We start from the raw sequence: 24,936 nt of genomic DNA, 5'->3' as shown, positions 1-24,936 counted from the left end.
TCCTGTTGAGTTGCCTCCCAACTCCTGTTGTTCTCCCTATTCTCTGGATAGGGAGCTTTTTGCGTTTTTTAAATTTAAGCTATTGAAATATATAAAAATAAGTTGAATTTTATTGTTGAGAATGGTTCTCATTTGATCTAGCATAACGCCATCTTGTGGACTCACCACAACTGTATAGCTCGTCAAGGAGAGCGTTATGCCCTGTTCTAAAACCTTAATTGCTGTTGCTATTAGCAGCCTATTTTCCACCTCCCTGTTGGCAGAAGTTGCAGCCGAAGAGGCCACAAAAGATCTGTCGCAACTGGAAGCTGTGACTGTTACTGCAACAGCACTTGAAGATAAAAAGTCCACCACAGCCAATAGCACAGTGATCAAAGCCAAACAGCTGGAACAACAACAGGTGCAGCGTTTAGAAGACATGGTGCGTTATATCCCGGGTGTCAGCTTAACGGACCAGGGCCGTTTTGGTTCAGCTGGTTTTAATATCCGTGGCTTAGAAGGCAATCAGGTTGCTATTACGGTGGACGGTTTAGCTGTAGGTGAAACTTTAAACCCGCCCACTTTTGCGTTTTACGACTTTTTTGCTGCAGGTCGTGGTGGTATTGACCCTGATGCGGTGAAACAAATTGAGATAGTCAAAGGTGCAGATGCCATAGCCGCAGGCAGCGGTTCTTTAGGTGGCGCCGTACTTTTTGTTACCAAAGATGCTGCCGACTATTTAGAGGCCGAAGGTAACGATACTTTGGTCCGGTTAAAAGCGGCGTACAGTGGGGCTAATGATGAAACACAAGGCACTGTGACAGTCGCAAACCGCACTGGCAAACTGGAAGCTCTGGCTGTAGTGACCAAACGTGAAGGTCACGAAATGGAAAACTACAGAGACTCAGCAGAACGCCAGGCTATTACAGGTTCTGGCCGCCCTGTTGCTGATCCACAGGACAACAGCAGCCACAATCTGTTGACCAAATTAAAGTACCAACTGACAGATACTCAGGATATTGGCCTGACGGCAGAGTTATTTAAGGCCGATATTGAAACCAATAACCTGTCGTGGATCAGCCGTAGTTATCTGACCCGTAGCAGTGATGACCAACAGGAACGCAGCCGTATTGGCCTGAAATACGATTGGCTGGCCGGCTACAACTGGTTTGATGCTTTCTCAACCAGCCTGGATTATCAGCAAACCAAAAATGACGCTTTTACCTTAATGTTAGCTCCTGCAAGTGCAGCCCGTTTATGTACCACTGGTCCTTGTTACCGCAGTGAAGACCGTGAATACCAGCAGGACTTGCTGAAATGGGCCTTTGCTTTGGATAAAGAAGTCCAAACTCAGGGCAGCAGTCATCAACTGGTGTACGGTGGTGCTTTGGAGCAAAAATCTGTTGATTTCTCCGCCATAGATACCAGCTATGTCAGTCAGACCATGGAAATTGCCAGACAGGATATAGACCCGGATTTTGTGCCTGCAACAGACGCTGATTTATGGCATTTGTACGTACGCGACAATATAAAGTTTAACAACAGTGCTTTTAGCTTAACCAGTGGCCTGCGTTATGATCATCTGTCGTACAAACCCCAGTTAAATGAAGGTTTTACCGACGTCACTGGCACAGTGCAGGACAGCAGCTTCAGCGCAGTGACAGGTCAGTTAGTGGGGGGTTATCAACTGACAGAGCAGCAAAGTATAGCGCTGCAACTGGGTCGTGGTTTCCGCGCGCCAAGTACAGAAGAAATGTATTTTCAAACCGCTTTAACCAGCCGCACTGAAAAAGCTACAGGTGCGATAGTACGGGGTTTATACAGCTCCTTATCTAACCCAAATCTGGACGCTGAATACAGCACTAATCTGGAACTGGCCTATCAATGGCAAGGGGATAACAGCAGATTCAAAGTGGCGGTATTTAAAGACAATTACCGCGACATGATCACCAATGTCACCAAAGTACAAAATCCGGGCACAGTGTACGAAGACTGCTCCAGCTTTGGTTGTAATACCACACAGGGTAATCCGTACACTGTGAACGAAAACGTCGGTGATGTGGATGTGACAGGTGTCGAGCTGCAAGGGGCCTGGCGCTTTAACCAAAGCTGGAGTGCTCAATTCTCTTACAGCCACCATGAAGGTGAAAAAGACAATGGCGACCCTTTGATCACCATAAGCCCGGACAAACTGGTGGCTGGTGTCAGCTATCGCGCTACCGACTGGTGGAGTCTGGCTGCTAACTTAAGTTACAGCTCAGACGTTAAAGCTAAAGATGCGTACGAAACGGAAGAAGACGGCACTCAAACTCAATTAGTCACCTACCTGCCCAAAAGCGCCACTGTGGTGGATTTAGTCAGCAATATGGAATTTGGTGACAACTGGTTGCTGAATCTGGGGGTGTATAACCTGTTGGATAAAGAATACTACCGCTGGGAGCGTATTCGTTATGCCGCCAGCAGCCGTAACAACATCAGCGCCGACGGTATTCAGCGTTACAGCGAACCGGGCCGTTATGCCAAATTAAGTGTGAGTTATAGTTTTTAAAGGTTTTTATTTGGATTAAACCTAAGGCGGGCGCGGATAAACTGCGCCCTGTATTACCCTGCTTTCTGCTTTACCCTGGTCTTTTGAGAGAATGCTCAACCACCTGCTGGGAAGACAGGTGGTTTTTTTATGTCCAGGGAAGGACGGTATGTCGCAACTGTCTGGGTGATAACGGTCTTTCGAAATGCCAACAGTTTGGCATTTCGCCGTTATCACGCCTTCGCCTCTGGCGAAGGCCGGATGATTGTTGCGACTATGTCGCCACCATCCCTGGCGCATTCCGGCCAGTGGCTCAGTCCACTGGCGCTCATCCGGGCATTGCCAAACTGTTGGCAATGCTATTTCCGGCTTCGCCCTTCCGGCTTCGCCCTTCCGGCTTCGCCCTTCCGGCTTCGCCCTTCGGGCCAATGCTTCGCATTGTTAAAAATCGTTCCTGACGATTTTTTCTTTAAAAAACAAAGGCCACATAGGAGAAAAAACGTTATAATGTCACAGGTTTTTTACCTGGCTTTTGTTGCCTGAACCTGATCATCTTTATCCGCTGTTTTCCCCATAGGACAGGATTGTATATGTTAACTTTGTTTATCCTGTTGGCTGCCTTTCTGGTGATGCTGGTGTCCCTGTCCGGGGCTATTTTATTTTTGCTGCCGCAAGCCAGGTTACAACGCTTTTTACCGCTTATTTTAAGTTTGGCTGTAGGGGTTTTACTGGCAAATGCCTTTTTGCATTTATTGCCGGATGCTTTGCATCATCAGGACTCGCCGCGCGAACTTTTTGGCTGGGTGTTAGCAGGTTTATTGGGCTTTTATTTTCTGGAACGTGCGCTGCAGCATGGCCATCCACAACTGCCGGATCAAAGCATCAATACCGCCAGTTATGGCAAAGTGAATCTGGTGGCCGATGGCATTCATAACTTTATTGACGGTGTGTTGATAGCGGGCAGTTTTCTGGTTGACCCTTTATTGGGCGTCACTACTACAGTCGCTATTCTGATCCATGAAATTCCGCAGGAAATTGCCGATGTCGCCGTATTGCTGCATGCGGGGTTCAGCCGCAAAAAAGCTTTGCTATATAACCTGTTGTCGGCCAGCGCTTGTGTTTTAGGTGCAGTGGCCACTTTAGCCATCAGCCATTGGTTAACCCCTAACCTGAATATTCTGCTGGCTATTACTGCTGGTGCTTTTATTTATCTGGCCAGCGCCGACTTAATGCCATTGCTGCGTAAAAATGTCGAACAACCGCTTTGGTTACATGCCCTGATGATGGGCCTGGGTGTGTTGTTCATGTTATTGCTGCTGGGGCCTGAAGCTTCACATCACCACTAAATAGCCGTCGTACTTGAAGCCGCTGCTTTGTTGACGTCGCTCCTTGCCCCAGTCACATAGGAAAACTATGCTCCTGGGGTCTCGTTCACTTGTCGCCTCGCCGCAACATCAATTACTTAGGCTATAGCCGTCGTACTTGAGGGCTGCGCGCATTCGTTTTTGAGTCACCCATTAGGCGGGCGGGTACAAGACCCGCCCCTACATTTTTTATTTAATATGCCCCTATACCCCCTTCACCAACAATCTAACCCACAATAGCTGAATTTAAGGTTCACTCTTGCCTTTAAGTTTCGTTTCTGTAAAATGCCTTTCGAAACGAAACTTAAGTGGTTGGCAGATGAACAAACGAAACACCCAACAACGTCGCCGCGTTATTCTTGAGCTGCTGAATCAGCAGGGCGAAGTCAGTGTGGACCAGTTGGCTCATCACTTTGAAACTTCTGAAGTGACTATTCGTAAAGACTTATCTGCGCTGGAAGACAACGGTCTGTTATTGCGTCGTTATGGTGGTGCAGTACAGGTGCCGCATGAACTCATTCAGGAAGCTGCAGTCGAAAAGGTTTCGGAACGAAAGCAAATTCTGGCTAAAGCAGCGGCAGAGCTTATTCGTGATCACAACCGCATTATTCTCGATAGCGGCAGCACCACAGCAGCTTTGTTACCTGAACTGTCGCATAAACAAGGTTTAGTGGTGATGACCAATTCCTTGTCTATTGCCAATGCTTTACGTGAACTGGAAAACGAACCTACGCTGTTGATGACAGGTGGCAGTTGGGATCCGCAGTCTGAGGCTTTTCAGGGCCAGCTGGCGGAACAGGTATTACGTGCATACGATTTTGACCAGCTGTTTATTGGTGCCGATGGCATTGATCTGCAGCGTGGTACTACTACTTTTAATGAGCTGACCAGCTTAAGCCGGGTGATGGCCGAAGTGGCGCGTGAAGTGGTGGTGATGGTGGAATCCGACAAAATAGGCCGGAAGATCCACAACTTAGAATTGCCCTGGTCGTCTATCAAAATACTGGTAACAGACGACAAGTTACCCGCCAGCGCAAAACAACAAATAGAACAACAAGGCGTGAAGGTGATTTGCGCCCCCCTTGGATCAGTGGAGTAAGACTTTATGTGTGGAATAGTAGGTGCTGTAGCACAACGTGACGTAGTAGACATTCTGGTGGAAGGCTTACGCCGTCTGGAATACCGTGGTTATGACTCAGCCGGTGTGGCCATCATCAGCCCGGCAGGCGAAGTACAACGTATCCGCCGTTTAGGTAAAGTAAAAGAACTGTCTGACGCGGTGAAATTAACACCTGTTGCTGGCGGCACTGGTATTGCACACACCCGCTGGGCTACACACGGCGAACCTTCAGAGCGTAACGCTCACCCACACGTTTCAGGCAATATTTCTGTGGTGCACAACGGCATTATCGAAAACCACGGCCCACTGCGTGAGATGTTAAAAGCCAAAGGTTATGTGTTTAATTCAGACACTGACACTGAAGTAATAGCGCATTTAGTGGCTGAAGAAATGAAAACTTCTGGTTCTTTGTTAGCTGCAGTACAAACTGCTGTTAAACAATTTAACGGCGCTTACGGCACTGTACTGATGGACCAAAACGACCCAAGTCATTTAGTAGTGGCCCGTTCAGGCAGCCCGCTGGTGATAGGTTTTGGTATTGGCGAAAACTTTATCGCTTCTGATCAGTTAGCTCTGTTACCTGTGACCCGTCGTTTTATGTTCTTAGAAGAAGGCGACGTGGCCGAAATTACCCGCACCAGCGTGACTGTGTATGGTAAAAACGGCGAGCAGGTTGAACGTGCTATTACTGAATCTACTGCCAGCTACGATGCAGGTGACAAAGGTCAGTACCGTCACTTTATGCTGAAAGAAATCTACGAACAGCCACATGCCATCACCAACACTTTAGAGGGCCGTTTAGGTTCAGATTCAGTGCTGGATGAAACCTTTGGTAACGGCGCAGCTGAACTGTTCAAAAAAGTACGTCACGTGCAAATCGTTGCCTGCGGTACCTCGTACCACTCAGGCATGGTGGCCCGTTACTGGCTGGAATCTTTAGCTGGCATTTCCTGTAACGTAGAAATTGCCTCTGAATTTCGTTACCGCAAATCTTTTGTGCAGCCAGGCAGCTTGCTGGTCAGTATTTCCCAGTCAGGTGAAACTGCAGATACTTTAGCAGCCTTACGTTTAGCCAAAGAAGCAGGTTATATCGGCAGCTTAACTATTTGTAACGTAGCGGGTTCTTCGCTGGTGCGTGAATCTGATCTGGCCTTTATGACCCGTGCTGGTGCTGAAATTGGTGTGGCGTCCACTAAAGCTTTCACCACTCAGTTAGTGGGTTTGTCTATGCTGACGCTGGCCATTGGTAAATACAATGGTTTAACTACAGAGCAGCAACTGGACATGGTGCAGGCATTAAAAACTCTGCCAGCCAAACTGGAAGAAACTTTAACTCTGGCGCCAAAAATCGAAGCTTTGGCCACAGAATTTGCCGACAAGCACAACTCTTTGTTCTTAGGCCGTGGCGACCAGTATCCAATAGCTATGGAAGGCGCGCTGAAGTTAAAAGAGATTTCTTACATTCACGCTGAAGCTTATGCCGCAGGCGAGCTGAAACACGGCCCCTTAGCGCTGATTGACGCTGATATGCCAATTATTGTGGTAGCACCAAACAACGAACTGCTGGAAAAACTGCAGTCAAACGTGGAAGAAGTGCGCGCCCGTGGCGGTATCCTGTATGTATTCGCCGACGTGGATGCTCACTTTAAATCAGACGCTACGCAGCGAGTGATCAGCGTGCCACACGTGCACCCGCTAATCGCACCTATTATCTACACCATCCCGCTGCAGTTATTAAGCTACTACGTCGCCATTATTAAAGGCACAGACGTAGACCAGCCACGTAACTTAGCTAAGTCGGTGACTGTAGAGTAATTCTATTTTTATCAGACAATGGTATTGTGGTCTGACATAATAGTTCTAAACAAGACAAAATAGTCTTAAAGCGTGACAGCAAAGAACTAAACAGAACAAAATAGTTGTAAACCATTAAAGTCCGGTTATGCTGTTTAAAAAGCATACTGGACTTTTTTTATGGCTAGAGCGCAGCAATCGCTTTCAGAAACTGAAATTGCCCGTCGCATCAAGAACGGGCGCGGCCAGGGTCATGGACAGCATTATAAACCCTGGTTTCATGTTCAGGATGTCCCTTCAGATGGGCGTTCTCACCGTATTTACTCTCATAAAACGCGGCGGGTTCATCATCTGCTTTCCGATCTGGAATTAGCAGTTTTTCTTGTGCTTGAATGGTCGTCAGACATTACAGATATCAGGGAGCAATTCCCTTTAAAGAGAGATGAAACCCGGGCTCTCGCAGCAGAGCATCAACTGAGGCATCCTTCTGTCCGTGGTGTTGACCAGGTGATGTCGTCAGATTTCCTTGTCGACGCTACGACGGGTCCTGACAGGCAGTTCGCTATTCAGGTGAAACCAGTGAGTGAGTTAGCCAAGCCCGGGACTATCGAGAAGCTTGAGCTGGAAAGGCGCTACTGGCAGTTAAAGCAAATCCCATGGTTTCTTGTCACCGAAGAAGAAATTGATCTGGTGATAAAACAGAACATCGAATGGTTATATCCAACAAAAAATGATGCTGCAGTGGATCCTGCTTTGTTATCTCAGCTGCCATTTTTATCTAAGGCATTTAGCAAAGCTCAGGACTCAAAGGTCATTGATATTTGCAAACATCTGGATACCGCATACGAGCTGGAGCTCGGCCACAGCTTACGAGATGTTCGGACTTTGGTAGCCAATGGCTTTATTAAATTTAATATCAATAAGGCGTTTCGTTCTGTGAAGGCATCAGAGCTCAGGTTCTGTCAGTTTGAAGATATGGAGGCCTTGCTGCATGTGGCAAATCAATGAGGTTCTGAGATTTGACGAACAGCCCTATCGTATATTAGCTGTGCATCCGGGCGAGCTCGTCTGGATCCAAATCGACAGCGATAAGGGGTTCCCTGAATTTATCCTGGAACTGAAGCTTATTTCCTACCTGGATGAAGGCCGGTTGCTCAGAAGCACAGACCCTTACGCATTTCTGCATGATGAAGAGCCAGAAGTTGGGTCTGTTGCATTTAATCGACGTGAAAAAGCACTGACTATTATTCAGCCCATTATTGTTGACGAGCTGTGTTTTGAAACTAAAGCCAGAGCGCGACGGGTGACTGAGGTTGAGATGGCTGGTGTAGCAACCAAAGCGACTATTTATAAGCTACTTCGCAGGTTTTGGCAGCGAGGCCAGAAGCCCAATGCTTTATTGCCTGACTTCAAAAACAGTGGAGCCCCGGGGAAATCCAGAGCGGCATCAGGCACAACAAAAGTTGGCCGTAGCCGTTTATACGGCGATGGTTCAGGGATTAAAGTCACCGTCGATGTTGAACGAATATTTCGGGTCAGTATAGAAAAGCACTTATTAACTCAGAAAAAACTTCAAACAACGGTCGCGTATCGTCGTTTCAGGGATTTGTTTGCACAGTATCACCCTGAAGTCTTGCCTGAAGATTTCCCCACGTTACGGCAGTTCCGGTATTTCTATAACCGTGAGTACAAAAAACCACAGCGATTACTTGAAAGTACGAATCCTGGCATCTACAAAAAGGATATTCGCCCTTTAACCAGCACTGCAACTGCCCATGTGCTGGGCCCTGGCAGCCGATATGAGATTGATGCAACTATTGCTGATATTTATCTGGTTGCAGATGACGATCGTAGCAAAATTATCGGCAGGCCTACCCTTTACATCGTGATTGATGTGTTCAGCCGAATGATAGCAGGCTTTTACATCGGTTTTGACAACCCTTCCTATGTGGTGGCTATGCAGGCTGTAGCAATCGCCTGCACTGAGAAGGTAACCTCCTGTAAGTCTCTTGGTATAGATATCACTCCGGACGAATGGCCATGTGTTGGTTTGCCTGATGTCATTCTGGCAGATCGCGGTGAGATGATGAGCCATCAGGTGGACGCGCTGATTAAGGGGTTTAATCTGCGGGTTGAAAGCGCACCTCCGAGACGTGGTGACGCCAAGGGTATTGTTGAAAGTTGTTTCCGTACTCTTCAAGCCGAATTTAAACCCTATGTGCCCGGTGTTGTTACTGGTAACAGAGTGAAAAAACACGGAGAGCGGGATTATCGTCTTGATGCCGTGATGACGATCACCGATTTTGCCCAAATAATGCTGAAAACTATTCTTTTCCGAAACAACTACCATGTGATGGATAAGTACGATCGTGATGCAGACTTGCCTGCTGATATCCCTTCAATTCCAATTCATTTATGGAACTGGGGCATGCAGCATAGGGTTGGTAGTTTAAGGCAGGTTGATTCTGAGCAGTTAAGAATTGCTTTGTTGCCACGGCAAAAGGTCAGTATTTCTCAATATGGCGCAAATATGTGGGGTATCTACTACAGCTGTCCAGAATTTCTGCGAGAAGGATGGCTACTGCGAAGCCCGGATATTCAGCGTTCTCAGAAACTTGAGGCTGCTTACAACCCGGGCTCTGCAGATACCATTTATCTGTTTCCACAACCAGGTAGCCGGACCTACTGGACTTGTACTCTTACTGACCGCAGTCGCCAATTTAGAGGACTGACATTCTGGCAAGCTTGGGAGCTTCAGGCCCAGCAGAAACATAACATGGCAAATGCCAGGCTGGATGAAGATGCGAAACGGCGGGAACTGGATGCTTTTATAAAAGAAAAAACTACCAGTGCTATCCGCGCAACTCCAGCCACTAAAGAATCAGGCCAAAAGCGTATCACACAGATCAGGGGTAATAAAAAAGAGGCTCGTGAAGCTGAACAGTTACAGCGAGTCAGTCCTGCAAATGAAGTTAAAGACAAAGTGCTTGCACCAGTCATTCCTCTGCGCGAAGCCGAAGAGGATTACAGTCTTCCAAGCTATGTTCCGGACTTGTTTGGCGACCAAGATGGAGAACCTGAATGAGCGCAACAAAAATTGATGCCGTCTATCGGGACGCCGATGTCACAGCTTATAAAGGCAATCCGTTTATTGAGGCTTTGCCACCACTGCAGGAATCTGTAAATAGTGCTGCAGCTCTTCGTTCGACGTCACTTTTTGATGCGTCAGATCTGCAGAAACCAAGAGTTGTTCGCGCCCACAGTATTTGCCGTATCACCAATGACTTTTTCCAGCCGCTGGGCTCGCACCTGCTCCTGAGTGAGCGTGTTTCGCTGATGATTCGTGGTGGCTATGTTGGCCGCAATCCTAAAACAGGCGACCTGCAGCGCCACTTACAAAATGGCTACGAAAGAGTTCAAAGTGGAGATTTGTCTAGCTTTAGATTTGAAGAGGCGAAATCAACTGCTCAGAGTATGCTGCTGATTGGTTGCTCAGGTAGCGGAAAAACAACGTCTTTAGCGCGCATCCTGGACACCTATCCTCAAGTCATTTATCACCCGACTATGAATTTTGAGCAAGTGGTTTATCTGAAAGTTGACTGTTCACACAATGGTTCGCTTAAAGAAATCTGTCTGAACTTTTTCCGGGCGCTGGATAAAGCGTTGGGCTCAAATTATGAGAAAAAATATGGCCTCAAACGTAATGGTATTGAGACTATGCTGGCACTGATGGCTCAGATAGCCAACGCCCATGCGGTAGGTTTGCTCGTTATTGATGAGATCCAGCATTTAAGCCGGGTGAAATCTGGTGGCCCGGAAGCGATGCTGAATTTTTTCGTGACCATGGTGAACACCATTGGTGTGCCAGTCATGCTGATTGGAACACCTAAAGCCAGGGAAATTTTTGAAATTGATCTCAGATCAGCCCGACGCGGCTCAGGTTTAGGTGCGATTTTTTGGGAACCGATGAAACAAGGACCCAACGGTAAGCGTAACCCTGAGTGGGTTGCCTTTACCGATAACCTTTGGAAGCTGCAGTTGTTGCAGAGCAAGGATTTGGTGTTGACCGACGATTTACGGGACCTTTGGTATGACCTGAGCCAGGGCGTTATGGATATCGTTGTTAAGCTCTTTGTGTTATCTCAGTTAAGAGCCTTGGCTTTGGGTAAGGAGCGACTCACTCCAGGCCTAATGAAACAGGTATATAAAGACGAGCTAAAACCCGTTCATCCTATGCTGGAGGCCCTTCGATCTGGCGTTCCGGAAAAAATTGCGCAGTATTCTGATTTGATGCTGCCGGAAATGGACAAGAGACTTATTCAGCTGCAGAGGGATATTGCTGGCATGAAAGTCGAAACCCCAGAGGAATTAGCGCTAAAACAGCTGGCAACCGACGATGAACGCAGAATCTACCTGATGCTCAAAGACGATTATGACTCAAGCCTGCTTGTGGCAACGGTTCGCAAAGCATTTGATGAGAATCCTAAGCTGACTCGCCCTCAATTGTTACCTGTGATTTTGAATTGGCTGTCAGATGCCAACAATTCAGTTGAACCAGAACAACCGAAAATACGTGCTAAGAATACCAAACCTGATCAGTGGGATACTCTGGCTAAGGACGATCTGCGATACATCAGTTCTCAGCAAAAATCAGCAAACGCCTTGCACTCGGCATTGGACGCTAAGGGTATGTTGTTCAACTTGAGATCATGGGTAATTTGATAAGACTTTTTTCAGGTAATTCTGCTTGTTAGGAGGTACGGAAGGGCATATAAATATATTAACTGTTTACGGAGGTAATCATGAGATATGCAAGGATCTGTCCTAATACATTAAGTTGGTGCCAGCCGTCTGGTGGCTCAAAAGGCAAGCCAAACTCGTTCCCTGGTATACATGGATTTGGATTTGATGAATGGTTATTGGGTGCTCCAACAATTAATGGTGGGCACTTAAACGGATTTCGGGCGGGGTTTATTCAAGCCTATAAAAAGCAAATGCCGAATTTTATTGATGATGTAACTCTTTACCTCCTTGGTCCAGGACTAAGTCGAACGTCTGTGATTGAGGTCAGGCAATGTAGACGGATGACCGATGCCGAAGCGGCATATGTTTTTAACCAATATCAGAGCTCTGGCTTTATTTCTTCAATGCAAAATCAACTTAGCCTACATGGTTTATCAATGCCTCAAAATCAGCAACCATTAGATCATTTCAATGTTGTTTTTTTACCATCCTCAGCCTCTCTGCTTCAACATCAACCATGCACATCAGGGTATACACGTTACTCGACTTTATATAGGTAGTTACTGATGTTTATCTTATTGATAAATGGCATTTAACCTACCACCTAATTGCGGCTGGTTCTTATCACTTATTGCAGACATTTTACATTTCTAGCTAAGGGCAGGTTTGTGCAAAAGCAGGCTAATGCCGAACGGTCGTGCTTTAAATCTTCTAAATAAAGCTGCAAAAACTACTTATGAAACATCCAATAAGTAATCATGAGTTAAATTTCGGACAACTTGCGTAAAAAGCCCGAATTTTGTGAGGCATGCCTTTCATCAATCAGAAAAAATGTTTGCAAAATAGGTATTTAAGTCTTAGTGTGGGATAAATAAAAATGGGGATAGAAAGCATAAAAATTTCCGACTTACGGGCGTTTTGCATTCTATTAAAAAGTTATGTTTTTAGTAGGTTGATTTTTCAATCAACATTTGATGAGAAGCGATGAGTTTTTATAAATACACAAATATTAATACTGCAGTCTTGGTGCTTCAAAATAGTTCTCTAAGATGGTCTAGCCCTTTGCTCTTTAATGATTTGGAAGAGTGCCAGTTTACTCCATTTACTAAAGAACAACACTTGAAGTCACATGAAACTTATATTCAAGTATTAGAAGGATGCGCTAGGGGTTGTTTAGTATACAACATCAATAAATTCAGCGAGATAACAATGCGGCTGATTCATGTCATAGCGCTTTCTATGGAGAAAGGTACCTATGACAGAAAGGATTATGCAAATGTTTTGGCTAATATTTCGGGTAACCCTGAGTCTGATTATCGAGATTTCATGAACACTGCACTTATTAGATGTTTTAGAGTCTTATGTGTCACTGAAAAATATGATAATAGCTTAATGTGGGCACACTATGCTGACCAACATTACGGTTGTGTTTTTGAATTGGAAGATCTCTATGATAAAGAACCCAGACTGCTAAGAAAAGGCTATGTTCGATACCACGAAAATGTGGAACCGCGCTCTAATCCCCTTGATATGCTTTTATACGGAGAGACAGATGAAGTAAGAGACTTGATGATACGAGATGTAGCTTTCTCTAAACGGACATTTTGGAGCTATGAACAAGAATATAGGTTCATGTTTAGCGAAACTTTTGGCGAAATTACGACAAAAATTGATATGCAAAATAATACGAAGGATATTATTGTCAACAAACAGTCCGATCAGCTGTTTACTGATGTAAATTTTTCGAAGAAGTCGCTCAAATCTATAATTTTTGGGGTTAGATGTATGTCAAAAGACATACAAAAGATAGTTGATATTTTAGAAAACAGTGATTATCAATGTGACCTTTATCAGATGAAAATGCGGGATGGATGTTTGTTCAAAGAAGAGCTTAGTCTTCAAAATTTTCAGATCTCTGTTGAAGCAGTTCAAAAGCAAACATAACAAAGCCTTGAAGTCGGATTCGTAATAGTCTGTTCCGCTTTGCTGCACATTTTAGCCAACTATTACTCACCGCTTAAGACCGCGTTATTTCAGCAATTCGCTCCTTGCTGATCTGAAAGTAACTGGATGATTGCTGAAACTGATAGTTATTTGAAGGTGCTAAGGGTGGTAAGCAGCCTGTGATTGTAGTGGTAAATTCGGGTGACGTTTTGCATCTGATTGGATAAGTTTACTCAGCTCAGCTTTTTTCCGACGCTTCATTAGGTTCGGAACGCAGTGGCTGTTAACGTGCATTGACGCGATTCAGGCTATACTTTGCTGCTCAAGTGCGTTTCGCGAATGTAATGGCACATGCTCAACTTCCCAGTCCCTTATCCAAGTGAACTCATTTACAGCATAGTAGCCCGATCAGGCACTTATCTGGGTATATCCAGCCCCAAGCGGCTACTGGATGAGGTGTATGGTGATCGCAAGGTGATTGCCACCATGGATCTTCCTTGTCATCTGCAGGCTATTTCTAACCAGCTGAAAAGAACAGGCCGGTATTCTGTTGATGAGTTGGTTTATAAGCACACTCTATTCCCGCTTTATGCCCCCTTTGTTTCTGAAGAACACAGGCTTAGGGCTCTGAAGATGATGGCTGCAAGCTCTCAGGGTGCTGTTCACTTAATGCTTGGTGTTGCTGCTTCCCGAGTTAAATCAGTACATGGGTTCCGCTATTGTGCTGCTTGTGTGCAACAGCAAATAAAAGCCCATGGGGAGTGCTTCTGGTTGCGGGAGTGGTATTTTCCTGGTCTTGGCGTTTGTCCTGATCATGGTCCAGTAACTTTACTATCAGAAAACATAAGCGAGCATCGGCATTTATTTTTGCCCTTGCAGCAAGCTATCGGTAAAACACAAAGCTGTGCAGACGTAGATTCTGAGCAGATGGCACTTGCATGTCTAGCTCGCGAGTTAATGCAATTATCCCAGGGGATATCGTCATCATTTGAACAGTGGACAGCGTTTTATCATGGTCTGGCTGTTGATTTCGGTTTCTCCAGAGGGAAACAAGTTCTGCACGACCGAGTCTATGACCGTATCCGGCAACAATTCTCTGTTCACACCTTATCTGAGTTTCATCTGCAGGGACCTATTAGTGAAAGCTTTTGGCTGAGATCTATGTTTCGGAAGCACCGTAAGTCCTTTAGTTATCTGGAGCATTTAATTGTATGGGCAGCCCTGCTACCAGGAACGAGTCCTGCTGAAATTCTTAACCAGGTTCGGAAATCGGGTGGCAAGATTTGGCCGGCATTGGACCTGACTTGTACTCCTGAGACTCTAGCAGTGGTCGATACGCAAAAACGCGAAACCTGGCAGAGATTGGCTCTGGAACGTGGCACTAAAGCTGCCAGAAAGGTAGGTCTTGGGGGCGCTCTATACGCTTGGTTATACCGAAATGACAAAGCCTGGCTTATGGAATTTAACAAGCAACACAAACTGCCAAGAGATTTGCCGGGACTTAAAGTCGACTGGCATAAGCGTGATATGACAGCGAGTCGTCATCTATTACAGCTGATTTATCAGTCCGACTTACGGCTAGATCTGCCCAGGTTATCCGCTAACTGGTTACTTCAGCAGTTACCCAACAAAGCATCCATTTCAAAGAATATTCGCAAATTACCTCTGGTTAACAAAGTGCTACAAAGATATGCTGAGTCAATCACGGAGTACCAGCTGCGTCGTATTTGTTGCATCTATACGCGATTAAAGGATGAACATATACCTCCTAAAAAGTGGCTCGTTCTTCGTATGTCAGGTTTGAGTAAAGAACGTATTACTCCACAGGCTGCTGCAATACTGCGGATGTTGTAAAGGAGATGGGATGCCAAGGATTGCCGGTTTTGATGACGATGTTCAAATTGTACATATAGGTGAATTGTTCAGAGCTCGTAGCAAGCGAGACTGGTATATCAATGTCTGGTGTCGCCCTTTACAGGATAAAAAGTCGACCCGGATATCAAACCTAGCTTTATTGAGTCGTAGCAAGCGCATCAACAGTAGTAAGCGTGGAGAAAACTCTGCTGAAAGGGTGATCCAACTTCCTTCGGGGTATCAATTGTTTCCGGCAAAACTGGCCGATTTTCCTGACTTAAGTAATTTCGATTCAGTCAGAAAAGCAGAAAGCCGGCAGAATGCTTTCACCTACACTGAGCAAAAGCACGGAAGAACTGTTAAGTACGTTGTGCCGCAGCTTGAACTGGCCAGAGCCATCTTTTTAATCAACTCTTATCTATGCCGCGCTTGTTTATCCAGCACAACATTACAGCTCGAATTTGACGTTCAACGTCCTTACTTCCACAAGCACGTCGACATTCATGTTTTAAAGACCAGTACCTTTCCCCTCAGTGCATTTGATCAAAGTGGTACCACCATGATTCTGGCTTGGCTGCTGACCAACATCGATGCCATGAACTCTTTTCAGAGCATTTATTCGCACTATATGCGGGATCGACAATTCAAAGGAATATGGGAGTTGTGGTGCTTCAGCTTTGATCCCCCTCCAATGGACAATTGGACCCTCCATGTCCGTGGACGTTTTAGCGACGACAAATCGAGCTACCTGGTTGAGGAAATCATAGGTATTGATATCGATGCCGAAATGCCTGTACTGGTTGCTTTTATTCATCCTGATTTTGTCAAAAAGGACAATAAAGATGGCTCCGTCCGTCATGGTTCTGGGTCTGTTGACTGGCGGGACCAGGAAGAAGAGTATGAAATTGACGATGAAGAATCAGCATCCGATCAGAATCAAACCACAGTTATTGAGAGTGGTGCATCTTTTGTTCGTTTTAAAAGTCCTTGTTCTGTTGTTAAGCAAGAACGATTTACGCCAAGTCATAAGCTGATTATTGATGAGGAATCTGAGCGGGAAGGCGGAAAACAGGTCAGTACTGATGAGCCAAATCAGGCAGGTAAACTTCCTTCGGCTGATGTAGGTGGAAAGCAGGATCTCACAGATAGAGAGCGTTACTATGCAGGCCGTTTTATCAGCTTCGACCATATGCTTAAAATTTTAAAATTCGTACATGGCTGTACTATTTTTCACCAAGACACCTTTGCGTTGCCGAAAGTTGGTCGTAGCCAGCAACAAATGTTGGAGAACGGAACACCGCGGGTGATTAAGTCGGTGTGGCTTAGACATGGTGGTCAGCAAGTTGTGTTACTGGAGATTGATACCTCTGATGGCGTCAAAATGCTATCAACCAAAATACTATTTGGTGTCGACCCCGCCAAATGGGATGAACAGTACCTGCAGATTCGGAAAGGAGTTGTGTCTAAGTCCTTGTCCTGGCCAAACGAGTTACTCGACACACTTTACGGCGAATATGGGCACAAAGGGATTAATCACCCAAAACATCAGGGCGCTGAGGCTGGGAATATTCCCCGGGAATCACTGGAAAGTTGGGCGCTGAGATTTTTACAGAACTTAATTTAATTGAATTTAAGGTATTATCGATGTAACAGTAATGCGGCTTCACTCTCAACCTCGATAAGAGAGTTATTCATATCTCTAAGTACATTATCTCTATAGGATACCACTACCTCATCAACCTTTTGAGCATCAATACTTTTGTCCCCTGCTGAGCGGCTAGACACAGAGAATAGTTTTTTTAGCAAGCTTCTAGATATACTGCGACCAATCCAACCTTTAACAATATGGTTTGCCAATCCTGGAGTCATATCTAGGTCTTGCTTATAGGCAATATAAATCAGCCAGTTTAACGCTATATGCGCTTTTAATCGTTTTTTCGCCGCAGAAACTAAAGCTCCTTTCGAATGAGGCTCCATTTCTTCAGTGGCGACAATATCTAAAGCGCACTGACTCACTGAATATGGTACATGTGAGACAACCGCTCTTGAAGACATTTTCATTATTAACAAATCCAAAGCTAATATACATGTATATTAGCTTTGGATAACCAAGAAATCAACCTTCTGGTTAATATTTGAGCTAGTTTTCGATAGGTAACCTTGCGATTTTTGAAAAGAGAGATGTTTTACTCACCTGATTATTTTTCAATATGTCGTCAGTCAAGCTTTCCAAATAAAGCTTAGTTATCGGATCGTTAGCTTGCCTCACTAGATGACCCTCATGATTCCATACCAGAATGTTGTAAACCCTTAGCTGTCGATCAAATGATGATTGCGGATTCCCTTTTGGGGCCACAAAATAAAAGTAATTTGGAGCATCATCGAATATAAATGTTTGATGGTACACTCCCGATTTGCTTGGGTTGATATAATAAGGCAGCGGGTTTTCTTGTTCGGCAGTCAATTTTCTTAAGTTGTCATCTGCCTCTCGGTATCTTTCAGCATTGTCAAACAGCGCATTTCCAATTATCTGCGGAATTGCAGGAGAGGTATATGCTGTCAGCAAGCTTTGCGAAACTTTGTCATATAGATAAAAAGAGTCATTTCTTAAATAACCAACAACGTCCAAATACCCGCAGTTAAATTTTAACTCGTCTTCGTCAGCTATGACTCTCTGCTCAGTAATCGTTATTTGGGTTTCTTTAATTTTGAAGCTTGTAATGCTTGCGTAAAACATACCTTCAGGGCGTCTTATGTAAATAGCTTCGTAGTCACCATTTCGTAAAGGTTCGTTGCATTCAATTAAGCGTTCATTAAAAACTTTTTTCTTTAAAGCTATCTCTGTGATAATTCTGTTGATTACATGCTTGCTGATTGACTTTATATTTCCTGATTCTAGTGGTACCAAGTTTAGGCCTTGGCAAACAATTTTTTTGTTTAGAGAGAAGTTTTCTATTTTTATTTTGGTATACAGATCTAGACCATTAGATCCAGTATTCGAGCGAATAAAGCGATATGCTTGCCAGAAAGTCTGGAATTTTTCTCCTGTTTCGACATTAATGATGCTTCCACCATCTTTACCATCACCCAATTCTTTGTTCAAAAATAGGTATACTGCATCTTCATCCATATCACGAACCGAAGCTGGTGTATTACTAGTTAGCACCTTTAAATGAAAACACTCACCAAGCGTCAGTGCGAAATGTTCATAAATCTCGGAATCAGTAAGGCCTGGACAATTGTTTATTATGTTTAAGTCGTATTTGTTAATGTTTCTTTGTAAAGTAAGAAAGTTACAAACAGAGTCGGATGCTGACAGGTGTGTTGCTTGATAAACAATTTTCAGTTTATTAAATAGCTCTACAAGATATTTATGAATATGTTGTTGGGCATAGTTTATGCAGCCTTTATATTTCCTCTGAAATACAACAAACTTTTTATTTCTGCTCTTTCTGGCGTCTAATGCTCTAGTTCCAAAATACTTATTTGAACCGCGTAGAAATAGAAAACCACCATCATCTGTGCTAGTTAATTTCTGTTTTCCAACATTAGATAAAAAAGATTTAACACTTAGATTGAAGAAAAGCTCGTTGTACTTAGAGAAGAATAAATCAAGCTGCAGGGCCTCAATATAAACCGTTCCTTGATTTTTGGTAGGCATGACGTCGGCAAATAGCAGGAGTTCTGACTGAGCGTCTGTCATTGAAAGTATAAATTCTTCACTAATTTTTGAGAATAAAAAGCAGCTAAACCTAAGTGTCAGCAGGCTTTGAATCACTTGCTGAGGTTCTAGTGGAAGCGATATTATGTCTTCAAATAGATCCGCTCTAGGTTTTGGAGTGTCAGTTATGTAAAAAAAATAGTGACTATTCCCTCGTTTAAGCCAAGAATACCTATTTTTAACTTCTACGACTCCTGTTTCATCCGAAATTAATTTTTGGGCTTCTCTATGTATTCTTTTATAAAAATTTTCCAGATTCTCGGATTTATCTTTTTGGAACGATCGGGTAAAGAAATCTATTGATAAAGGTTTTTCAATATCATTTAGCAATGCTTTGATTATCACGGCCGGCTCAGATGGTAACTTAAATGAGTTAGTCTTTGCTGCTGGAAATTTTGTAATTATTTTATTTGACATGATTATCTTCGACTCCTGCTACGTCAAATAAACTCCATAGTGAAGGGTTCAATGTTATTTTCTCCATTTTCGACATTCCTGCTTTCGCTGAACGTGGGTCGTCATAATAATGCTGTCTTTTTAATAAATTGAAAAAATAAGTATTGCTTCCGTTGTATTCGGCCATAAGATTCAGTGGGTTTTGGTCCAATCGAGCGTTAACATATATAAAGTGAATTTTATGATAAATCCGTCCTAATACTTTATTTATGTGGTTTGCCTTGGCTTCTGCGTTTATAACTGTCTCAGTTGCTTTACCTTTCTGATCAAAAGTGGACGACCAATTTTTTGCATCAATGCAAAAAAGTTCACCATGCAGTTCAATATATCGATCAAAGCTTTCGTAAATTTCATTAGGTAGTTTATCTATAACCTCTTTTATAGAAAGAGCTTGCACACCAATCTGCTCAAGCGCTGCATCAAGAAGATATTCGCCAATGTTTCCTTTTATAAGAGGAATAATCGCGGGGTGAGGGACTTGTTTATCAAAAGCTGTATCACGTAGTGAGCTTAACTCATGGTATTTTTTCCAGAAAAATTCATTTCCTGAATCGAACTCTTGGATTTCTGGAGGGAGAACAATATCAGCTGGTGAGTACAATAATGATGCATTTGATAAATCTGTCAATATGACTTCTTCCATGTCGCTTCTACAGAATATAATGCGTTTATTATTCTGGATTTTATCTATAAAAAATCCATTCACAATGCTGGAAAGGAAACCATTGGTTTTTATCTCCTCAAGGTTCTTTAGATCATTGATCCATTTGCTGGGTTGAAAAACACAGTCTATTGATCGTAAAGCTTCATTGAGTTTTGGCTCAACATTACTGTGTCGGCAGGCTTTTATGTTATCTATAACGGTGTTTTCAAAGAAACTATTAATTAGTCTATTGTTTCTAAATATAACGGACTCAAATTGTTTTCTCTCAGTATCACTTGAAAAAGAATGTTGCTCAGCTAATGTTAAGCATTTGTGCATTAGCGCTGTATTAAGCAGTGACATAGACCCTAAAATTATTTCACTACCTTTATCATTGTTTAGACGAGAGAAATGAAGTATGGCCCAATCCATTAGATCTGATGGTATATGGATTTCCGTATCGATGAGGGTATCTTCTCGCTCGACCCTACCAATCGCCTGCATCATTTTCTTGAAAATAGACATCTGATGCTCTCGCTCTAATACATGGTAGTTTTCACCGTTTACTAAGTTAACATCAAAATCAGCTAAGTATTTACGGGCATCCCCATCTGCGTAAAACTTAAGTAGTGTTAACCAATTGTCTAGGGTATTTAGCCCTTCTTTCTGATCTCTAACCTCACTGTAGTAGGGAGAGTTGACTAAGATTAGGCGAGTAAAATCTTCCTTAAATTTTGTACCTACATACCTTACGAAGAAGTTTAACCCGGTACCTGCACTTTTATAGGCCGCAACCATGACTAAGGTTTCGTTTGGTGACAGATAGGTATATTCGCTGACATCAGCAGTAGTGTTTGCCAGCTTCGCATCAAAACAGATCAAGCGCAGCGTGTTGCCATTATCAAAAGGTTTAAATGTATAAACTGAATGTTCACGACTTCGATAATAAGTTAGTCTTTTGGATGAATTATCGGATAGATCAACGTAATTGCGTAAGATATCAAAGAAGCGTTTGCTGAGAGTGAGAACTAAAGAGCTTTTTTTGTCATAAGCGGCAAGAAGAACAGCATGCAATGTCCGCTGAAATTCTCTTCGTCGATACTTAGATATCATTATATATTTGCCAGGCTGTAATCTTTCTTCCCAAGCTTTCACTACACGAGCAAAGTCTTGTTCTGGTTGTTCAGACGTAACCCATCTTGATGCAGTATCAAAGTTATGTATATTTACAGTCCTTAATTGCTGCCTAGCATCCCTTAAGCTTTGCAATAACGGCATATCACTTTTACTACGTTCTTTCGTACTATATGCAAGGTTGGTGCTACCCTGCTCACCATATAGGCGTAACATTCCATAGTTGAAGTTACCATTGTATATTTTATGAAAACCCGTTGTTGCACTTAGTAGATAAACTGCATTGTGAGAACGGCTGACAACGCGCATTAATGTTGTCTCAGGAAGCTCGGTTAATAATGATAATGTTAAGTCAACATAGATAAAATCTTTCAGCTTTGGGTCTCTGAATTCAGTTTTTTGCTTTGGCTCCAATGAAAAAATTGTTTTGGGTTGGAAATACGTGAAGAAATGATTTACTAATAGATTTTCGTCCTTAGCTCGTTCAAATAAATACTGTATGCTGTCTCTGTTCTCTCTTGCCTTGTCAATGAATCTGCTCAGTGGAGAATTCTGGCTCCATTGAAACTCGTTCCCCAACATTGCATCAACGTCTCTGTTGGAGATTTTGGATGCCGCATCGAGAATAGACATGACTAACAGATACAAATCATATAAGTTAGCTGCATTTTGATCTGTAGTCGAATAATACAATTTACAAAATGTGTTATTCTGTAAGGACGCTATTTTTATATTTTTAAGTGTATTCTCATTGAAGAAATGTTTTGGAGAAAAATTGAATAAGTTTCTAGTAATATTCAGTATTTGTTCTGCCTGTGTTCGATCTATTTGCACGTGACCAATATTAGACTGAAATAATTCAAAAAGTCTTAACATTGATTGATTTTTTGGCAACTCACATAAAGCCAAGGCTCGTTCAATGTTGTTAAAGAAACTTTTGATGTCATCGTATAATGGTGGTTTTTCTGCCGATTCGGATGTTGTGGACTGAATAGCTTTGTAAGCTCGATGTAATCCAGAAATAACATGTGGTAGATTTGTTTCGGAATTGACTAACTCAACAGTTCCGCCTTTTCTCATTCGCTCGTAAGATTCGTGTTCCTCATCAATTATTAAGGTAAATGCAACCCCTTTTTTTACAAATGGGTTGCCCTTGTCTTCTGAAAAGTAATGCTCTCGTAAGTAGTCAACTTGCTCATTGTGATCTCGAGAAACAGTGGTTTCCTCTGCAAGACCTAACTTAGGTCTTCGGCTGCCACCTATCAGTTCGTCGAACTGATATAATTTTTGTCTGTATAAGCCATCTTTCCCTAAATTTAGAATATAGGTTGATTTCTCAAATTTATCAGTCGTTAGTACCAGCACACAGCGTTCAAATAATGCTCTTTGAAATGGGAAGACTCTTGACACAATGTCTAAACGCAACTGCTCTAGCTCAGAGTTTTTTGCTTTATCTAATAAGTCTTCAAAAGCTCTTGGTTGGTCAAATTGATTCAAAACACACAGAGCCAATAAAACTAGAGTTTTATCAATATCATACATGAGATATTGCAATTGTTGCTCGTACAATTTGCCCTCTTGCAGGGACTGGGAGTTTTTTATAATCTGCTGAATTTTCCGTATTTGATAGATTATTTGTTCCAGTTTTAACAGCATATTCTTCATGTAAGGGCATTTTTTCCCCTTACTGATCCAGTCTAAGAAACGTTTTTCGTTCGATATTCCGTCTACCCAGTCTATGAAATCTAAATTGCGCATATCTTGATGCGCCATTACCGGCAATATAGGCAAGTTGGTATTTACTGCATCGCGGATCAGGTTTTCGGTAATATCTATTTGTGACTTTTGCGGAGTGATAAAAACAAAGCATCTGTGGCTGATTCCTGGTTCATACACTGAGTTGTTGATGAACGCGTTGAAAACTGAATAGCTCTTACCAAATCCCGTTCCATCAGATGATCGAATAACCGCGGGAAGCTTGTGTGTAGTTGGGTTGTAGTATTCTCCTAGCTTTGACCGAGAGTTATTTATTTTTATCTTCAAATCAGGTGGAGCAGACTTGCTCTTCCAGCATCCTTTACCACTTGAAACTTTGTCTACATATTCCTGTTTGACTCGCAGTTTCCTAGGTGGGAAGTCAATTTCAATGAGCCCATTATCAAACACAATTTTTTGGATATTTAAAGACGTTTTATCAAACTGTTTACCCAAGACATTACATACCTCGGTTGCATTAAACGAATATTCAGCTAACAGATCGAGGAAAGCGGATATTATATTACCAACAGTTTCTGCATCAACATGTGGCAACTTTGGGCAGATTTTGAAGTTCTGGATACTATAAGCGCTGGTTTGTTTGTAGAATATTTGATCTTGGAGACTATGTTTTTCCGTCTTTAGAAATTTGTGCTCAGCGAGTCGGTATAAAACCGAAGATGGAGTTATCCAATCTGTTTTCAGTTCTTCACATATCTTTTGTATACAGTGGCTTTGCTGAGTGTATGAATCGTGTACTTGAAGCTTTTCGAAATAATCGACTGTAATTAGATACAGCTTTTCTTCTAATGCTGGTGTCCATTTCACTTTTGCCACTACCACATCCATGTTTATCAGAGCAAATATTAATCAAAGCTGACATAAAAGTTGCGATAATTCAAGGCATATCTAACGTTGAATAGCTAATGAACGCGTATATTAGCTGTTTGGTCAAAGCTTTAAAAAAATATTTGACAAATAGGGTGGTTTCTCAGACTCTATTTCATAAAGGTCATCTGATACCTGCTGTGTGCAACTTGGCGAATCAGATCTCTTCAAACTTAATTTTCCACCTTCAGTCGGCTTTGGAAGGCAATGCACACACCTTGATCCAATATGGCCGATGAAAGATTGGAGAATTATCTATGACTCAGGCATTTCACGTTAAATGTGCCAATTTGGCAAAGTCTTTAAATGAATTAGGACATCCTGTATCAGCAAAGTTGCTAAAACCTAGCGCTCGCTCATTAGCCTTTGAAGATGAGCCTACGTTTAAGCGCACACCATTTTACTCTTTGGCATTAGAGTATTATCTTGATGATGGTGAACTGTGGGCATCTAAACTCAACGGGTCAACTAAGGAACCAGAGTGGTACCTTGTCGATGTTGCTGCGGTGACAGATCTGGAAGGGTATGACGAAGATCGTTATTTTGCCGCCAAATCAAAAATGGAAGCTTTAGCATTTGTAATCGATCAGCTTGATTACCGAGGAGTTGTTCCTACGCACATTCATTGTGATGGTGAAAATGTTCGAATTTACCAAAATGAAAACCTTCTCTCAGAAATTCAACCAATCCAGTTCTCTCGAGTTGTGCCAGAATTTGAGCAAAGAATAACCCATCGATTTGAAAAGTTATTTTGGTCAAATAGCACAGAAGATATCCAGTACAAGTTTAGAAAGATTCCTGGGCTAGAAAAACTTGTATGCAACTTGTCAGAGAACCCAATCCGTGGTTGCAATCATCCTCTTTTACATACGACAAAAAGCTTAGCGAACCAAATGGAGGCTTTTTTACCAAAAGTAACTACTAGTGCTCTTTCCACTTAATTCTGACTGATTAAATTGCCATACGCCCGGTTCAATTTTCGCCGGGCTCCATCCACATCAAACATCCAGTTGA

General features: G+C 43.0%; 16 protein-coding genes. 13 read left to right on the top strand and 3 right to left on the bottom strand.

The genetic code is table 11. The features are described 5' to 3' along the window. Positions 1-196 precede the first annotated feature (196 nt). From J2W69_RS15855 to J2W69_RS15800, 12 genes are all read left to right on the top strand, one after another. Complete coding sequence (locus J2W69_RS15855) at positions 197-2,527, top strand: TonB-dependent hemoglobin/transferrin/lactoferrin family receptor (protein WP_310280295.1); 2,331 nt, start codon at positions 197-199, stop codon at positions 2,525-2,527. A 129-nt stretch (positions 2,528-2,656) separates the two neighbouring features. Next, on the top strand, positions 2,657-3,049 hold the full coding sequence (locus J2W69_RS15850; RefSeq protein WP_310280293.1) for a hypothetical protein: 393 nt from the start codon (positions 2,657-2,659) through the stop codon (positions 3,047-3,049). A gap of 47 nt (positions 3,050-3,096) precedes the next feature. After that, on the top strand, positions 3,097-3,852 hold the full coding sequence (locus tag J2W69_RS15845; RefSeq protein WP_310280291.1) for a ZIP family metal transporter: 756 nt from the start codon (positions 3,097-3,099) through the stop codon (positions 3,850-3,852). A 337-nt stretch (positions 3,853-4,189) separates the two neighbouring features. Further along, positions 4,190-4,969 (top strand): DeoR/GlpR family DNA-binding transcription regulator, encoded by a 780-nt coding sequence (locus J2W69_RS15840; RefSeq protein WP_310280289.1) that lies wholly within the window; start codon positions 4,190-4,192, stop codon positions 4,967-4,969. 6 nt (positions 4,970-4,975) lie between these two features. Then, a complete protein-coding gene (glmS, locus tag J2W69_RS15835; RefSeq protein ID WP_310280287.1) occupies positions 4,976-6,805 on the top strand; it encodes a glutamine--fructose-6-phosphate transaminase (isomerizing) in 1,830 nt (609 codons plus the stop codon). 159 nt (positions 6,806-6,964) lie between these two features. After that, complete coding sequence (locus J2W69_RS15830) at positions 6,965-7,792, top strand: TnsA endonuclease N-terminal domain-containing protein (RefSeq protein ID WP_310280285.1); 828 nt, start codon at positions 6,965-6,967, stop codon at positions 7,790-7,792. A gap of 310 nt (positions 7,793-8,102) precedes the next feature. Continuing rightward, positions 8,103-9,869: a DDE-type integrase/transposase/recombinase gene (locus J2W69_RS15825; protein ID WP_310280283.1), complete on the top strand. Its 1,767-nt coding sequence runs from the start codon at positions 8,103-8,105 to the stop codon at positions 9,867-9,869. Beyond that, positions 9,866-11,506, top strand: a complete 1,641-nt coding sequence (locus J2W69_RS15820) for an AAA family ATPase (protein WP_310280281.1) — start codon at positions 9,866-9,868, stop codon at positions 11,504-11,506. Before J2W69_RS15825 ends, J2W69_RS15820 begins: the two co-directional genes overlap by 4 nt. 80 nt (positions 11,507-11,586) lie before the next feature. Further along, entirely contained in the window at positions 11,587-12,087 is a 501-nt protein-coding gene (locus tag J2W69_RS15815) for a hypothetical protein (RefSeq protein WP_310280279.1), read from the top strand. Positions 12,088-12,511: 424 nt separating this feature from the next. Then, positions 12,512-13,471 carry a DUF2971 domain-containing protein gene (locus tag J2W69_RS15810; RefSeq protein ID WP_310280276.1) on the top strand — a complete coding sequence of 320 codons (960 nt, stop codon included), beginning with the start codon at positions 12,512-12,514 and terminating at the stop codon, positions 13,469-13,471. A 351-nt stretch (positions 13,472-13,822) separates the two neighbouring features. After that, positions 13,823-15,325, top strand: a complete 1,503-nt coding sequence (locus J2W69_RS15805; RefSeq protein ID WP_310280275.1) for a TnsD family Tn7-like transposition protein — start codon at positions 13,823-13,825, stop codon at positions 15,323-15,325. 10 nt (positions 15,326-15,335) lie between these two features. Beyond that, positions 15,336-16,949 carry a Tn7-like element transposition protein TnsE gene (locus J2W69_RS15800; protein ID WP_310280273.1) on the top strand — a complete coding sequence of 538 codons (1,614 nt, stop codon included), beginning with the start codon at positions 15,336-15,338 and terminating at the stop codon, positions 16,947-16,949. 14 nt (positions 16,950-16,963) lie between these two features. Here J2W69_RS15800 and J2W69_RS15795 read toward each other — a convergent pair whose 3' ends face one another. The 3 genes from J2W69_RS15795 to J2W69_RS15785 all read right to left on the bottom strand — a co-directional run bounded on the left by J2W69_RS15795 (position 16,964) and on the right by J2W69_RS15785 (position 23,871). After that, positions 16,964-17,386 carry a hypothetical protein gene (locus J2W69_RS15795; protein WP_310280271.1) on the bottom strand — a complete coding sequence of 141 codons (423 nt, stop codon included), beginning with the start codon at positions 17,384-17,386 and terminating at the stop codon, positions 16,964-16,966. 79 nt (positions 17,387-17,465) lie between these two features. Then, entirely contained in the window at positions 17,466-19,463 is a 1,998-nt protein-coding gene (locus J2W69_RS15790; protein WP_310280269.1) for a hypothetical protein, read from the bottom strand. Then, positions 19,453-23,871: a hypothetical protein gene (locus tag J2W69_RS15785; RefSeq protein WP_310280268.1), complete on the bottom strand. Its 4,419-nt coding sequence runs from the start codon at positions 23,869-23,871 to the stop codon at positions 19,453-19,455. The genes J2W69_RS15790 and J2W69_RS15785 overlap by 11 nt, the downstream gene beginning before the upstream one ends. A gap of 308 nt (positions 23,872-24,179) precedes the next feature. Here J2W69_RS15785 and J2W69_RS15780 point away from each other — a divergent pair, with 308 nt between their 5' ends. Further along, on the top strand, positions 24,180-24,863 hold the full coding sequence (locus J2W69_RS15780; RefSeq protein WP_310280266.1) for a hypothetical protein: 684 nt from the start codon (positions 24,180-24,182) through the stop codon (positions 24,861-24,863). The last annotated feature ends 73 nt before the right edge of the window (positions 24,864-24,936 follow it).

This window comes from Rheinheimera soli (assembly GCF_031457405.1).
Lineage (GTDB): Bacteria > Pseudomonadota > Gammaproteobacteria > Enterobacterales > Alteromonadaceae > Pararheinheimera > Pararheinheimera soli_A.
The sequence above is the reverse complement of the archived record's forward strand: the minus strand, read 5'-3'. Positions and strand labels throughout refer to the sequence as shown.